Annotated in this window: 13 protein-coding genes; all 13 read left to right on the top strand. The window is 57.4% G+C overall.

The window, feature by feature from the left end; all coding sequences use genetic code 11:
• The first annotated feature begins 13 nt into the window (after window positions 1-13).
• Window positions 14-937: an FAD binding domain-containing protein gene (locus ACFSW5_RS19370; RefSeq protein WP_379276701.1), complete on the top strand. Its 924-nt coding sequence runs from the start codon at window positions 14-16 to the stop codon at window positions 935-937.
• On the top strand, window positions 934-3,237 hold the full coding sequence (pucD, locus tag ACFSW5_RS19375) for a xanthine dehydrogenase subunit D (RefSeq protein WP_379276669.1): 2,304 nt from the start codon (window positions 934-936) through the stop codon (window positions 3,235-3,237). Before ACFSW5_RS19370 ends, pucD begins: the two co-directional genes overlap by 4 nt.
• Window positions 3,230-3,760: a (2Fe-2S)-binding protein gene (locus ACFSW5_RS19380; RefSeq protein WP_379276671.1), complete on the top strand. Its 531-nt coding sequence runs from the start codon at window positions 3,230-3,232 to the stop codon at window positions 3,758-3,760. Before pucD ends, ACFSW5_RS19380 begins: the two co-directional genes overlap by 8 nt.
• Window positions 3,747-4,238 carry a 2-oxo-4-hydroxy-4-carboxy-5-ureidoimidazoline decarboxylase gene (gene uraD / locus ACFSW5_RS19385; RefSeq protein WP_379276673.1) on the top strand — a complete coding sequence of 164 codons (492 nt, stop codon included), beginning with the start codon at window positions 3,747-3,749 and terminating at the stop codon, window positions 4,236-4,238. The genes ACFSW5_RS19380 and uraD overlap by 14 nt, the downstream gene beginning before the upstream one ends.
• A 62-nt stretch (window positions 4,239-4,300) precedes the next feature.
• Window positions 4,301-4,654 carry a hydroxyisourate hydrolase gene (gene uraH / locus ACFSW5_RS19390; RefSeq protein ID WP_379276675.1) on the top strand — a complete coding sequence of 118 codons (354 nt, stop codon included), beginning with the start codon at window positions 4,301-4,303 and terminating at the stop codon, window positions 4,652-4,654.
• Between the two features lie 22 nt (window positions 4,655-4,676).
• Complete coding sequence (locus tag ACFSW5_RS19395) at window positions 4,677-6,080, top strand: allantoinase (RefSeq protein WP_379276703.1); 1,404 nt, start codon at window positions 4,677-4,679, stop codon at window positions 6,078-6,080.
• Window positions 6,081-6,161: 81 nt separating this feature from the next.
• On the top strand, window positions 6,162-7,415 hold the full coding sequence (gene allC, locus ACFSW5_RS19400; RefSeq protein ID WP_379276677.1) for an allantoate deiminase: 1,254 nt from the start codon (window positions 6,162-6,164) through the stop codon (window positions 7,413-7,415).
• On the top strand, window positions 7,412-8,668 hold the full coding sequence (locus tag ACFSW5_RS19405; RefSeq protein WP_379276679.1) for a pyridoxal-phosphate-dependent aminotransferase family protein: 1,257 nt from the start codon (window positions 7,412-7,414) through the stop codon (window positions 8,666-8,668). The genes allC and ACFSW5_RS19405 overlap by 4 nt, the downstream gene beginning before the upstream one ends.
• A 194-nt stretch (window positions 8,669-8,862) precedes the next feature.
• Window positions 8,863-9,900: an adenosine deaminase gene (gene add / locus ACFSW5_RS19410; protein WP_379276682.1), complete on the top strand. Its 1,038-nt coding sequence runs from the start codon at window positions 8,863-8,865 to the stop codon at window positions 9,898-9,900.
• Window positions 9,901-10,330: 430 nt separating this feature from the next.
• The gene (locus tag ACFSW5_RS19415; RefSeq protein WP_379276684.1) at window positions 10,331-10,606 is read left to right on the top strand and encodes an HPr family phosphocarrier protein; all 276 of its coding nucleotides are present in this window, start codon (window positions 10,331-10,333) and stop codon (window positions 10,604-10,606) included.
• A 96-nt stretch (window positions 10,607-10,702) separates the two neighbouring features.
• Window positions 10,703-11,398: an SDR family oxidoreductase gene (locus tag ACFSW5_RS19420; protein ID WP_379276686.1), complete on the top strand. Its 696-nt coding sequence runs from the start codon at window positions 10,703-10,705 to the stop codon at window positions 11,396-11,398.
• 124 nt (window positions 11,399-11,522) lie between these two features.
• Window positions 11,523-12,044 carry a GNAT family N-acetyltransferase gene (locus ACFSW5_RS19425; protein ID WP_379276689.1) on the top strand — a complete coding sequence of 174 codons (522 nt, stop codon included), beginning with the start codon at window positions 11,523-11,525 and terminating at the stop codon, window positions 12,042-12,044.
• Between the two features lie 443 nt (window positions 12,045-12,487).
• Complete coding sequence (locus ACFSW5_RS19430) at window positions 12,488-14,203, top strand: cellulase family glycosylhydrolase (RefSeq protein WP_379276692.1); 1,716 nt, start codon at window positions 12,488-12,490, stop codon at window positions 14,201-14,203.
• Window positions 14,204-14,754: the final 551 nt, after the last annotated feature.

Genomic DNA, 14,754 nt, shown 5'->3' on the forward strand with positions numbered 1-14,754 from the left:
GGGAGTGGCTGTGATGCTGCATGAACGGGAGCAGAGGCGTTCCTCCTCTGTCATTCATCCGCAAACGGCGGCCGAAGCGGCCGCCTTGTACAACGATTCGGCAGGCGAAGCGGTTTTCGTAGCCGGGGGAACCTGGCTGCGGACGCAATGGGAAGCCGGAACGGCGCGCTTTCCCGGACAGTTGATCGATCTGGGCCGGCTGCCCGGCATCTCCGGCATTGCGGAAACGTCGGAAGGCGTAACGATCGGAGCGATGACGACGCTGTCGGCATGCCGGCAAAGCGGATTGCTCCGCAGCGATTTCCCGCTGCTGGCGGAAGCCGCACGAGCCATTGCCGCGCCTTCCGTCCGAAACTTGGCGACGATTGGCGGCAATGTGATGTGCGGGGGCGGCGACGCGCTGCCTGCACTGCTCGTCTACGAGGCGCTGCTGCGTTTCCACGACGGCAAAGCCCCTTATTCGGTGCGGTTGGCCGATTGGCTGGCATCGCCCCGCAAGGACGCCGTTCTGCTCGGTGTTGAGCTGCCTTGGCCGGAAGCCGCCGCCGGAGCGGAACTTCATTCGGAAAACAAGCGGTTGACCGCTTACCATAAAGTCGGCCGCCGCGAAGCGTTCACGCCGTCGGTCGTGACGGTTGCCATCGACGGACGGCTGGACGCCGAGAGCGGCGAATGGCGGGACGTACGCCTTGCGATCGCCGGAGGACAGACCCCTCCTTCGCGGATTGCCGCGGCGGAGGATCTGTTGAACAACAGGAAGGCGGGGCACGGCACGCTTCCGGAGGTTTACGACATCGTGATGAACGAATACGAGCCGCATGGAGACGCGTTCGCTTCCGTCGCTTATCGGAAGAGGACGGCGGCCAATCTCGTCGTTGCGCAGTTATGGCAAGCGATGAACGGATGCGGCGCGGAAGAGGAGGGAGCGGCGCCATGATTTTAAATCGCGAAACGAGCGGCAGCCGGTGGCGCATTCGTCCCGACGGGCCGGATAAGGTAACGGGGCGGCTGTCCTATCTGACGGATCGGGTTATGGAAGGCATGCTTTACGGGCTCGTCTTGCGGAGCCCTCATCCCCACGCCCGCATCGTATCGGTGAAGACCGAAGCGGCCGAACGCCTGCCGGGCGTGCGCGCCGTATTGACCTATCGGGACGTGCCGGGGCTGAATGCGTATGGCATTGCGCACCCGGATCAGCCCGTCCTATGCGAAGACCGCGTTCGCTACGTCGGGGATGCCGTGGCCGCTGTCGCCGCCGATACGCGGGACATCGGAGAACGAGCCCTTGAGCTGATCGAAGTGGAATACGAGCCGCTGGCCGTAGTGGACGACGCGGAAGCGGCGATGCGGGACGATGCCCCGCAGCTGCATGAACGCGGCAACATTCTTCACCGCAATTTTTATCATAAAGGCGGAGACATCGAAGAAGGGTTCGCCAGCTGCGCCGTCGTTGTCGAAGAAACCTATTACACGCCGCGTCAAATGCATGCGTACATGGAGACGGAAGGCGGCTTGTTCGTTCCCGAAGCGGACGGACGGCTCACCGTTTATTCGCCGACGCAGCACGGCCGGATGGACCGGCTGCAGCTTTCGCGCATATTGGCGGTGCCGGAGGAGTCCATCCGGATCGTCTCGAGTCCGATCGGAGGATCGTTCGGCGGCAAGGACGAGTTGAACGTTCAGCCTTACGGGGCGCTTCTGGCGGTGCGCACGGGACTCCCGGTCAAAATCCACAATTCCAGGTGGGAGTCGGTGCGAGCGGGACTGAAGCGGCATCCGATGAAAATTAAGATGCGAACCGGCTGCGACGAGAGCGGCAGGCTCATCGCGCACGAAGCCAGAATTGTAGCGGATACGGGGCCTTACGCGACGTTGGGCGCGGAAGTGTTGAATTTTGCCGTCGAGCATGTCATTGGCCCATACCGCTACGACTTTCTGGATGTTAAAGGTTATTCCGTGTTTACCAATAACGGAATGTCCGGCGAGTTCCGGGGCTTCGGCGGCAACCAGGCCATCTTTGCCTTGGAGGGACAGATGGACCGGCTGGCGGCGACGCTCGGGATGGACCCTTGGACGTTCCGCAGCATCAATATGAGGCAGTCGGGCGATCCGGGACCGTTCGGTCAGCCGATCGCCGGGACGGACGGGGCGGAGCAAGTATGGCGGGACGTCGAGCAAAGCCCGCTGTGGCAGGAGCGGCTGGGAAGAGGGGCGGCAACTGCCGGGCGGACGGATGCCCCGTGGATCAGAACGGGAATCGGCGCGGCGATTGTGATGCATGGCGCCGGCCTTGGCGCAGGCATGCCGGACCCTGCCGGCGGCAAGCTGACGCTGACGGCCGAAGGGAAGATCGAGGCGGCGTTTGGCTATGAGGAATTCGGTCAAGGGCTTATCGCATCGCTTGAGCAGATGTTGATCGAGCAATTCGGCTTTGCGGCCTCCGATCTGTCCATCGTCATCGGCGATACGGACCGGACGCCGGACAGCGGCTCTACGACCGCCTCCCGCGCGACAAGCATGATGTGGCAAACGCTGCAAAGGCTCAAGAAGCCGTTTACAGAGCGGCTGTTGACGGAAGCTTCCGGCATGCTGGGCGTAAGCGCCGAACGGCTTCGGCTCGGCGAAGGCGGCATTTGGCGGAGAAGAGAAGGGGAGGCCGGGCCTTCGTTGTCTTACGCAGACCTTGCCGCCGGAACGGCCGGGCGGTTGCTTCAGGCGGATACGAGCTTCGCTTATCCGATGTCACCCGTCGACAAGGTCGGCGCGCATTTTATGTACACGTATTCGGCCGTCGTCGTCAAACTGGAGGTCAACATGCTGACCGGCCGCATTAAGGCGGTCGATCAATATCATTCCGTTGCCGCCGGACCCGTCGTCAACCCGCAAGGCTTTCTGGGACAGATTGAAGGCGGAAGCAATATGGCGCTTGGCTTTACGCTCATCGAAGACGCGGTGATGGTTAAAGGTCAATACGTGACGAGCAATTTCGACACCTATTTAGTACCGACGATTGCCGATTCGAGGGGTTCGATTACCGTTTCGGCCATCGAAGAGCTTCCGGAAGAGGACGGCTACGGGCCCCGCGGCATCGGGGAGGTCGGCTCGGTGACGCTGGCGCCGGCGATCGCCGCGGCGCTTTACGACGCAACGGGCAGGTGGGTTACGAAGCTGCCGGTCGAGCCGGAATGGCTGCAAGAGATGCCGGATTTTGCAAAGGCGGTGGAACGCGATGCTTAACAATAGCTCATCGGGAGCGGCGATGAAGCCGGCCGAAACAAGAGGCTTTACGATTCGGTTGAACGGCGAATTAACGACATTAAATATTAATCCGGCTAAACGGATGCTGGATGTGATCCGCGACGATCTCCGGCTTACGGGGACGAAGCGGTCCTGCGAAATCGGGCGCTGCGGCGCTTGCATGATTTTGGTGGACGGCGAACAGATGAACAGCTGCTTGCTGATGGCGTACCAATGCGAGGGAAAGTCGGTTACGACTATCGAAGGCGCGGCGCAGGACGAAGGCGTTCCGGACTGCGTGCAGCGGGCTTTCCTGGAGGAAGGCGGATACCAATGCGGGTATTGCACGCCGGGGATGGTTTTGTCCGCGAAAGCGCTGCTGGACCGGGTGCCCGACCCGACCGACGACGACATCGAAGAAGCGCTGTCGGGCAATTTGTGCCGCTGTACCGGCTACGGAGGGATATGGCGTTCCGTGAAACGGGCGGCGGAGCTAAGGAGGACGAAGGATGACATTGGATGAACTGAACGGAATGGACAGGGAGTCCTTTACGGAAGCGCTTGGCGCCATATTCGAGCATTCGCCTTGGGTGGCGCGGAAAGCATGGGAGAGGAGGCCTTATTCCTCAAGAGAAAAGCTGCACGGCGCGATGATGGATATCGTGCGCAGTTCGCCGGAGGACGTCGTCATCGGCTTGTTCCGCGCCCATCCGGACTTGGCGGCCCGGATCCGGATGGCCGACCACTCCGTGCGCGAGCAGCAGGGAGCAGGCCTGGACCGGCTCAGCCCAGACGAATTCGATTGGTTTGCGGCCGTAAACCGGCGGTATACGGAAAAATTCGGCTTTCCGTTCATTATGGCGGTGAAAGGCAAAAACAAAGACGACATCAAAGCGGCTATGGAAGAACGGCTTCTTCATAACCGCGAGGAGGAAGCGGCGCGGGCGCTCGAGGAAATCGGGCGAATTACCGGTTTCCGGTTGGCGGATCTGATTCCTTAATACGGGCGCCGCCGGCAGTGAAACGCGGAAGAAGTCCGTTAGGGACGAAAGGGGATGTGAGGATGAACGGTAAACTGACGACCCACGTGCTGGATACGTCGATCGGAAGGCCGGCGGAAGGAATGGGGATCGAGCTGTGGGGCATCGAAGGCGATAGCCGCTTACTGCTGGGGACGGCCGTCACCAACGCCGACGGGCGGGTGGATGCGCCTTTGCTCCAGGGGGATGAGCTGCGCGAAGGCATGTACGAGCTTGTATTTGCGGCGGAAGATTATTTCCGGGGGCAAAAGGTGCCGGACGATCGCCTTATTTTCGATCGGATTCCGATCCGGTTTCGCGTGAAGGATGTCACAGCGCATTATCATATACCGCTGCTGGCGGCTCCCGGCGGCTACAGCACCTATCGGGGCAGTTAAAGGAAGAAAGGGCGTGAAACGCATGTTGGATCTGATCATACAAGGCGGAACCGTCGTTCTGGCGGATGAAGTCCAGAAGCTGGACATCGGCGTTCGGGACGGCCGTATCGCCGTATTGGCCGAATCGCTGCAGGACGAAGGCTGTACGGCACGCTTCGATGCGCAAGGGCTGATCGTCATGCCGGGAGCGGTCGACATTCACGTCCATTTCAACGAGCCGAACTTCGGTCACTGGGAAGGGTTTGCGACCGGGTCGGCCGCCCTTGCCGCCGGGGGCTGCACGGCATTTGCGGATATGCCGCTGAACGGCAATCCGCCTACCGTAACCGGCGAAGCGCTGCAGCAGAAGCTCGATTTGGCCGAAGGCCGTACGGCCGTCGACTATACGCTGTGGGGCGGACTCGTTCCCGGCAATCTGGATCAGCTCGAAACGTTGGCGGAACGGGGAGTCATAGGCTTCAAGGCGTTTATGTCCAACCCCGGGGGAGAGGGGGAAGGACGCTTCCGCGAAGCGGACGACTGGACGCTGTATGAAGGAATGAAGCGAATCGCGGCGCTTGGCGGTTTCGTCGCCGTGCATGCCGAAAGCGATTCGATAACGTCCCGGCTTGCAGGGGAAGCTGTCGCCGCCGGGCGTATGGACGCACATGCGTTTGCGGCCTCCAGGCCGGCGATCGCCGAGCTGGAAGCGGTGAACAAAGCGATATTGTTTGCCGAGGAAACCGGTTGTCCGACGCATTTTGTCCATATTAGCACCCCGGCGGCGGTCAAATTGATCGGCCGTGCCAAAAAACGCGGCGTTCCCGTCACGGCGGAAACCTGTCCGCATTATTTGGTCTTAACCGAAAACGATATGGCGGCGCTTGGCCCCGTCGCCAAATGCGCGCCTCCGCTGCGGGACGACGCTTCGCGCGAAGAGCTGTGGTCGCTGCTCGCAGCCGGCGAACTGGACGTTGTGGCGTCGGACCATTCGCCTTGCCCGCCGGAGCTGAAGTTCAAGGAAGGGCTGTCGTTTTTTGAAGCGTGGGGCGGCATATCCGGTGCGCAAAGCAGTCTCGAGCTGATGCTCGACGAAGGATGGCTGAAACGCGGCATTTCTCTTCCACTGCTGGCGAAGGTGCTGTCCGCAGGGCCGGCCAAGAGATTTGGCCTTTATCCCCGCAAAGGCGAAATCGCCGTAGGGGCGGATGCGGACTTTGCCATCGTAAATGCCGAAAGCGGCTATACATTGGGAGCGGAGCAGCTGCAGTATCGCCATAAGCACAGCCCTTATGTCGGAAGGAGCTTCGGCTGCAAAGTCGCCGCGACTTTCGTTCGCGGGCGGCTCGTTTATACGGCGGAGGCGGGAGTCGTCGCCGCGGGAAGCGGCAAGCCGCTGCTCGAGCCGGCGCTTGCGCGGCAGAATGGCCGCCAGAGCGGCAGTTAAGCGAAAGCTTCCGAAGCAAGATTTGCTGCGAAGCGGAAACAAGGAGCGTATGCTCCGCAAATCTTTTTAGGAGGCCTCAGTATGATATCGATGAAGCAGGAAGCAGCCTCCTTCGTCACGGAGCTTCTCGGGGAGCTTGGCGCGATCGGAGCCGAGACCGGAGGAGGCGTTACGCGGCTGTTATATTCTCCGGAATGGCTGGAAGCGCAAAAATTTCTGGCCCGCCGCATGAAAGGACTCGGGTTCGAGGTTCGTTACGACCGCGTCGGCAACCTGTACGGACGCCTCCCGGGAACGATGAAGAACGGTCCGGTCATTCTCACCGGATCCCATATCGACACCGTCCGATGCGGTGGCCGATACGACGGGGCATACGGCATCGCCGCTGCCATCGCGGCGCTCAGCTATTTAAACGAAACCTACGGCCAGCCCACTTATTCCTTGGAGGTCGTCTCGTTCTGCGAAGAGGAAGGGAGCCGTTTTCCGCTTACGTATTGGGGCTCGGGCAATGCGGTCGGCTTGTACGACTGGGACGGAGCGGCCGAGGTTCGCGATGCCGAGAAAACGTCCTTGAAGGAGGCGATGGAAGCGGCGGGCTTCGGCAAGCCGGAGCAGCCCGAGGCGCTTAGAAGCGATCTCGCCGCGTATATCGAGCTTCATATCGAGCAAGGGCCGATCCTGGAACGAATGCATAAACGGATCGGCATTGTCGAAGCGATCGTCGGCCAGCGCCGATACGGCATCACCGTGCGCGGCGAAGCCAATCATGCCGGAACGACGCCGATGCCGATGCGCAAGGACGCGCTTGCCGGCGCCTCGGAAATGATCATTCAGCTGGAGGCGGAAGCCATTCAATGGGGCGAGCCGCTCGTCGCGACAGTCGGCCGCATCGAGGCCGCGCCCAATACGCCCAACGTCGTGCCGGAAACGGTTCAGTTTACGGTCGACATTCGCCATCACGACGAACGGGTGCTGGATAGCTTCAGCGGACACATCATAAACAAATTTAAGGAAATCGCGCGATGGAGAGGGTTGGAGCTTTCGACCGTATGCTGGTTGGAAGCGAAGCCGGCTCCGATGCATAAAGATTTAAGCGACAGGCTGGAGAAAATATCCGGCGATCTGTCGCTCCCTTACCGCCGCATGGTGAGCGGTGCGGGCCACGACGCGCAGCTGTTCCCGGGCGTGTGCCCAACCGCGATGCTGTTCGTGCCGAGCAAAGGAGGCATCAGCCATTCGCCGGACGAATATACCGCGCCCGACGAGCTGGCCGACGGCGTATCCGTGCTGGCTGCACTGCTGTACGAATTGGCTTACGAGGAGAAATTGCCATGAACATTTACCGCGAGCTTGCGCCATCGCCGCGCACAATTATGACCCCGGGGCCCGTGGAGGTCGACCCCCGCGTGCTGCGGGCCATGTCCTTGCCGGTACTGGGACAATTCGATCCGGAGTTTACCGCCATCATGAACGAAACGATGGAGATGCTTCGCGAATTGTTTCAAACGAAGAACCATTGGGCTTATCCCGTGGACGGCACGTCCCGTTCCGGCATAGAAGCGGTTTTGACCAGTATTATCGAGCCGGGTGACCGCGTGCTCATTCCGATTTACGGACGTTTCGGGCATCTGCTGCACGAAATTTCCGATCGCTGCGGCGCAGAGGTCGTCACCTTGGAGAAGGAATGGGGCACCGTATTCGAGCCTCAGGAAATTATCGACGCAATTCAAAACGAAAAGCCGGCCATCGTCGCGCTCGTCCACGGCGAAACGTCTACGGGACGCGTCCAGCCGCTCGAAGCGATCGGCAAAGCGTGCCGGGAGCTTGACGTATTGCTTGTCGTCGACGCCGTCGCCACGATCGGCGGCGTGCCCGTTAAGACCGACGCCTGGTGTCTGGACGCCGTAATCGGAGGCACGCAAAAATGCATTTCCGTACCGGCCGGCATGGCGCCCGTCACCTATAACGACCGCATAGAGCACAAAATCGCCGCCCGCAAACGGGTGGAGCGCGGTCTCCGCGCAAGCGGGGAAACGGACTTTCCAAACGCAAGGCCGCAAATCCAAAGCAACTACCTGGATCTCGGCCAGCTGCAAGATTATTGGAGCCCGGCGCGGCTGAACCACCATACGGAGATGACCTCGATGCTTTACGGGCTGCACGAAGGGCTGCGCATTTTGCTTGCCGAAGGTCTGCCTGCGCGCTTCGAACGTCACCGGCTTAACGAGAGGGCGCTCGTAGCGGGTCTGGAAGCGATGGGTATGAGCCTGTACGGCGACCCGTCCTGCAAAATGACCGTCGTCACATGCGTGACGATTCCCGACGGCATTGACGGAGAATCCGTCAGAGCGATGCTGCTGAACAGCTTCGGCATCGAGATCGCCAGCTCGTTCGGCGCATTGAAAGGGCGGATTTGGCGCATCGGCACGATGGGCTACAGCTGCAGCATGAAAAACGTGCTTCACTTGCTCGGCGCGTTTGAAGGGGCGCTTCTCCGCCACGGCGCCAAAATCAACGCCGGCGCGGCGATTGCAGCGGCGCTTGACGTCTATGAAGGCAGCGCGAAGACGGCTGCTATTAATGCTTGATCGTTTCGGCCCGCATCCGCGCGTTTGACGGTTGAACCGCCATTCGGGAGAAACAGCCGGCGATTCGGCCGGTGTTGACCGGCTGTTATAGCCGCCAAGTCCGGCTTCGAAAGACATAATAGGTCAGCGGGCGAATATCCGTCTCAACCGAAGTTGGAGCGGGACCATATGCGTTATGAAGGAGGGAGAGAGCCGTGAACGGGCACGACGAATGGTTAAGGTCATTTCCGAAAGCGGAGCTGCACGTCCATCTGGACGGAAGCGTCAAGCCGGAGACGCTGCGCGAGCTTGCCGAGCGCCAGGGAGCAAGCTTGCCTGAAGGGGATTTGCGCGGGCGGATGACGGTTGATCCGGATTGCGGCAGCTTGACGGAATATTTAAGCAAATTTTCGTTTGTCCTTCCTTTTCTGCAAACGGCGGAGGCGCTTGAACGCGTCGCTTACGAAACGGCGGAACAAGCCGCGGACGACGGCTGCCTATACGTCGAAGTCCGGTTTGCGCCGCTGCTGCATACGGAGCGCGGCTTAACCGCGGAGGAAGCGGTTAAGCATACGGTTAACGGATTGAGGCGCGCGGAGCGGGAGCTGGGCATTACGGCCAGAGCCATTGTCATTGCGATGAGGCATGAAGGCTTCGAACGCAACCGGGAGGCGATCGAAGCCGCCGCCCGATATTTGGGCGATGGCGTGTGCGCCGTCGATTTGGCGGGCGATGAGGCCGGATATCCTCCCGAATTGCATCAACGGCTGTTCGATTTGGCCTCGGAGCGCAAGCTGCCGGTTACGATTCACGCGGGAGAAGCCGGAGGCGCGGCCAACGTTCGCTACGCCGTCGAACGACTTGGAGCGGTCCGGATCGGGCACGGGGTTCGGATCAAAGAAGACCCCGAAGTCATCGAACTGGTCCGCAGCAGGCGGATTCCGCTGGAGATGTGCCCGCTCAGCAACATTCAAACAAAAGCCGCGGACGGCTGGGAGCGTTATCCGATTCGGGACTATATGGATCGCGGCTTGATCGTAACGGTCAACACGGACAACCGAACCGTATCGGGCACGACGATGACGAACGAGTACAAGCTTCTGGCCGAAAAGCTTGGCTTCGGCTTCGACGAGCTGGCAGCGGTCAGTTTAAACGGCATTGATGCGGCTTTTGCGGATGAGCCGCTTAAAGCCGAACTGAGGATTCGGATGAAGCGCAAACTGGCGGAAATCGGGGTTGCGTTGAAAGAATAATAGTCTCATGATGAGAGTAACATTTAATGTTGTTAAATAAATAAAGAATTTAATATAGTTAAATTATATATTTAACGTCATTAATTCAATGAACAACTTGCGTGTGGAAATCCTTAGGCTATTTTCGGCTAGTGCAGTAAAATCCAAAATCCATAGATTATCCCCCTTTTCCTGCGGTACATGCAAGGAGGGGGATTTTTGTTTTTCAATATGGAGTCCTTTATAGGCCGGGAAGGGAGGGAATCTATCTGGTGCATCAATGGAGATTGCTTTTATCGTATGGTCCGTCCATTAACGTTATTCTCAGTCGAGCAGGCTTTGCAAGAAGTGTAAATTAACTATGGCGCCTTCCATAAAATGTGAGTACAATCAAGTTGACATGCTTCGCATACATTCCAAGGTCCGTTACTAGACAAGAGAGGCGATAAAGATGAGAGTACACGAATTCGCAATCGGCTATACGCTGGAAAGAGAAGCTTTGATGGACATTTCGCGAAAAGCTTCGCGTTTTGTTTCCGACATCGTTTTAAAGTTCGAATATTCCGGAGCCGAACACGCAGTCGATGTCAAAAGTCTGCTTGGCATCTTGCTGCTGCCTATTCAAAGCGGCGTTTCCTTAAGATTGGAGACGAAAGGAGAAGACGAACTGGAAGCATTGGAATATGTGCTTGAAATGTTCGAGAAGCAAACGGCGGGCGGACATTAGAAAATAAACAAAATTGTTTACATTATTATAATTATGTTAACTTGATGGCAATTGACGGAATCCATGCGAAAATATTCAACGGAAGGAGCGATTATGATGAACATTTTGATTACGGGAGCAAGCCGCGGGCTTGGTCTTGCGCTTGCGGACGAATCGTTGAAGCGAGGGCATTCGGTTATCGCTGCGGTACGTTCCCCGGAACACGGAGGAAAGCTTGCCGAGCTGCGGGAACGATACGGAGCAAACGTGGAAACCGCGATGTTCGACGTGACGGACGAAACGGCGATCGCCCGATTCGCCGCCGGATATGCCGCCCGCGGGAAGCGGTTGGAGGCCATTATCAACAATGCGGCCATATTAACCGAACGCGGGTCTTCGATTGAGGAGCTGGACATGACCGAGGTTGCCCGCACTTTCGACGTGAACGTCTTGGGACCGATGAGAGTCGTGAAGCATCTGCTGCCGCTGATGGACGGTACGGGCGGCGTTATCGTCAACATTTCGTCCGAGGCGGGAAGCCTGCACGGGGCATACGGCGGGGATTACGCTTATGGAACGAGCAAAACGGCGCTGAATATGTTTACCGAACAGCTGAAGCACGCGGTGAAGCCGCGCGGCATTGCCGTATACGCAGTTCATCCGGGCTGGATGAAGACGGACATGGGCGGAAGCGAAGCGCCGGGCGATCCTCGAACGAGCGCGAGCGGCATCCTGGATCTGATCGAGCGGCGAACGGCACCCTCCAGACGTTTCTCGTTCGTCGATTATTCGGGATCGGCAATGGACATTTAGCGAGATTATTGAATTTGAACTACATAACAAAAATTATGTTAACTTATTTCGAGTCAATCAAACTGTGTGACTTTCATTTGACGTTCATTACTATTGACTGTCCGGAAGGAGTGTGGGAGCGAATATGAACATCCGCTTGTTGACGGCTGACGACGCCCTGGCTTACAGAACGATCAGGCTGGAATCGCTCTTGACGAATCCGGAAGCGTTCAGCGCCAGCTATGAGGAGGAAAGCGCATATCCGATCGATCGTTTTTCAAGCCGGCTAAGCGGGGAGCATTCGTTTACGTTCGGGGCGTTTGACCGCGCGGAGCTCGTCGGTACCGTAACTTTAGTATGCGAGCAGCGGGCAAAGTTAAGGCACCGGGCTTATATTTACGCCATGTACGTCACCCCGTTAAAGCGGGGGCAAGGGATCGCGAAAGCATTACTGGAACGCGCACTTCAACGGGCCTTAGAATACGGCGGGATCGAACAGGTACATTTGACCGTTGCGGCGGGCAATGCCGGCGCGAAACGGTTATATCGTTCCTACGGCTTTGAGGCCTACGCGACCGAAATAAACGCTTTAAAGCTGGGCGAGTCTTATTATGACGAAGAGTTTATGGTGTACTTTTTGGACAATCGTCGAGACGAATACAGCTAATATATAAGGCGTTCGGCCGCTTTGGAGAATACTTCGACACGGAGATACGGAAAGGGGACGTTGCCTACAAACGATTTTTCGATGAGCGTGAGCAGCCGGATTTCCCGGACGTAGCCCTGAGATCGTACACGCTCGGCGACATTATCAACGGCGTTCTGGAAGCGGGCTTTGTACTTAAAAAATTTGAGGAGCACCGCGGTTGGCACAACGAAAATATTCCGTGGGAATTTACGATCGCCGCGAACAAACGGCCGATATGACGCCTGCTCCTGCAATTTTGAACTGAAAAAACCACTAATTATTAGGGTTATTGCATAATTCGTTCCATGTTAAAATCAACCCTGTTACCGGATGATAACGCTTACATATAAAAGGAGGGGAGAGTCGAACAATTGTAGGCCCGGGCATTTCCTCAAACCTAAATGAAGGAGGTTATTAGGAGCATGTTATTGTCCCAAAAGCTTATGAGCCTAGGTTTGTCGGTGTCGTTGCTGTTTACGATGTTCGTGCCGTTCGCAGGGGCGGCGGGGCAGGAGCGGCCGGATCTTGAAATTCCGAAAAGCAAAATTCAGTCGTATGTGGAAGCGATGCAGCCCGGATGGAATCTCGGCAACACGTTTGACGCCACGGGAGAGGATGAAACGTCTTGGGGCAATCCCCGCGTGACGAAAGAGCTCATCGACCGCATCGCGTCGGAAGGCTATAACAGCATCCGCATTCCGATTACGTGGGATCAACGGATGGGTCCAGCGCCGGATTACACGATCGCTCCTGCCTTTTTGGACCGCATCGAAGAAGTCGTTAACTGGTCGCTCGACGCCGGACTGTACGTTATGATCAACCTGCATCACGATTCCTGGCTGTGGGTGAACCGGATGGGCTCCGAGCGCGACACCGTACTTGCCCGCTATAACGCGGCGTGGACGCAAATCGCGGAGCGGTTCAAAAACTATTCCGATAAGCTGTCTTTCGAGAGCATTAACGAGCCGCGCTTCTCGGACGGATGGGGCGGAGGAGGCGAAGAGCATGAAGCGATGCTCCGCGAACTGAACGCTTCTTTCCATTCGATCGTGCGCGCCTCCGGCGGCAATAACGAGGAGCGGCCGCTCGTGCTGCCCACGCTGGAAACGAACGCGGCGCAAGACAAGCTTGACGCGCTGGTCCGCACGTTCGACGAGCTGAACGATCCGAACATGATCGCCACCGTCCATTATTACGGGTTCTGGCCGTTCAGCGTCAACATCGCCGGATATACCCGCTTTAACGAAGAAGTAAAAGACGATATCGAGCAAACGTTCGACCGCGTCTACGAGACGCTTGTTTCCAAAGGCATTCCGGTCATTCTGGGCGAATACGGGCTGCTTGGCTTCGATAAAAACACGGGAACGATCGAGCAGGGCGAAAAGCTGAAGTTTTTCGAGTATTTGCTGCATTATGTACAGGACAGAGGCATTACCCATATGCTGTGGGATAACGGCCAGCACCTTGACCGCCGCGAGCTTCAATGGAACGATCCGCAGCTGATCGGCATGCTGAAAGCCAGCTGGAAGGGCCGTTCGGCAACGGCGGAAACCGATTTGATCTATTTGGCGAAGGGAGCCGAACCGCAGGATGCCGTCATCCGGCTCGAGTTGAACGGCAACAAGCTGACGGCGCTTCGCCATAACGGCAAAACGCTCCGCAAAGGCGCCGATTATACGGTCGAAGGCGATACGTTGACGGTGAAAGCAAGCGTTCTCGCCAAGCTGACGGAAGACGGAGAATACGGGGTAAACGCGAAGCTTGCGGCCGATTTCAACAAGGGAGCGGACTGGGCGTTTGACGTCATCGTGTACGACACGCCGGTATTGGAGGATGCTTCGGGCCAAACGGACGACTTCGCCATCCCGACCGCCATTAACGGCGACCGGCTCGCGACGATGGAGGCGGTATACGCCGACGGAAGCTATGCGGGTCCGCAAAACTGGACTCCGTTCAAAGAATTTGCCTACGCGTTCTCGCCGTCTTACGATACGAACGAGATCATGCTGACCCAAAACTTTTTCAACGAGGTGAACGACGGAGAAGTAAGGCTGACGTTCCACTTCTGGAGCGGCAAAACCGTCCAATATACGATTACGAAAACGGGAACGGCCGTTACCGGATCCGCCGTTCAATAAAAAAAGCCAGCCAGCCGCACGTCGGCTGGCTTTGCCGCATAAGCGGGTCAGTCGGAACAAAAAGGAGCGAACGAATAATCCCGATAGGTTTTTATTTATTCCAGCGTACGGAGGCTTGCTCAAAGGCATGGAAGCCGATTTGTCAAAGGTTACGGTTATATAAGAAGCGGCTAAGTTCAGGACATATCTCGATTCAGATCACCCAGAAAAGGAGGTGAGTCAGATTTTATTGCCAATATTCAGGATTTTTGATGCATCGCATACATCTTTGTGACTAAGGGCTGTCCAGCATGAATAACAAAAGTGAATTTGTAGTTTAATTCAATAGGGCTGCATTGATAAACCACATTCACTAGAAACGCGACTCTGAGGATTATTGTCGATGGCACTAACAATTCCACTATGTGCCGCGCAGCAAATTCAGGTCGATACCTTGATCGCCGAAGCCCAACAGGAGTACAACGAAGTCATAAATAAATTTCCTAATTAGGGCTTGCTGAACAAGATTCGTTCCATTTACACCCAACGTAAGTCTCTAAACCCAAGCAGTC

Origin of the sequence: Paenibacillus thailandensis (assembly GCF_042685365.1) — a bacterium.
Classification (GTDB): domain Bacteria; phylum Bacillota; class Bacilli; order Paenibacillales; family Paenibacillaceae; genus Paenibacillus_AP; species Paenibacillus_AP thailandensis.

Excerpts from the sequence above, each read along its gene's own strand:
- ACFSW5_RS19370 (WP_379276701.1), top strand. The coding sequence starts at position 14 with ATGCTGCATGAACGGGAGCAGAGGCGTTCCTCCTCTGTCATTCATCCG.
- pucD (WP_379276669.1), top strand. The coding sequence starts at position 934 with ATGATTTTAAATCGCGAAACGAGCGGCAGCCGGTGGCGCATTCGTCCC.
- ACFSW5_RS19380 (WP_379276671.1), top strand. The coding sequence starts at position 3,230 with ATGCTTAACAATAGCTCATCGGGAGCGGCGATGAAGCCGGCCGAAACA.
- uraD (WP_379276673.1), top strand. The coding sequence starts at position 3,747 with ATGACATTGGATGAACTGAACGGAATGGACAGGGAGTCCTTTACGGAA.
- uraH (WP_379276675.1), top strand. The coding sequence starts at position 4,301 with ATGAACGGTAAACTGACGACCCACGTGCTGGATACGTCGATCGGAAGG.
- ACFSW5_RS19395 (WP_379276703.1), top strand. The coding sequence starts at position 4,677 with ATGTTGGATCTGATCATACAAGGCGGAACCGTCGTTCTGGCGGATGAA.
- allC (WP_379276677.1), top strand. The coding sequence starts at position 6,162 with ATGATATCGATGAAGCAGGAAGCAGCCTCCTTCGTCACGGAGCTTCTC.
- ACFSW5_RS19405 (WP_379276679.1), top strand. The coding sequence starts at position 7,412 with ATGAACATTTACCGCGAGCTTGCGCCATCGCCGCGCACAATTATGACC.
- ACFSW5_RS19415 (WP_379276684.1), top strand. The coding sequence starts at position 10,331 with ATGAGAGTACACGAATTCGCAATCGGCTATACGCTGGAAAGAGAAGCT.
- ACFSW5_RS19420 (WP_379276686.1), top strand. The coding sequence starts at position 10,703 with ATGAACATTTTGATTACGGGAGCAAGCCGCGGGCTTGGTCTTGCGCTT.
- ACFSW5_RS19425 (WP_379276689.1), top strand. The coding sequence starts at position 11,523 with ATGAACATCCGCTTGTTGACGGCTGACGACGCCCTGGCTTACAGAACG.
- ACFSW5_RS19430 (WP_379276692.1), top strand. The coding sequence starts at position 12,488 with ATGTTATTGTCCCAAAAGCTTATGAGCCTAGGTTTGTCGGTGTCGTTG.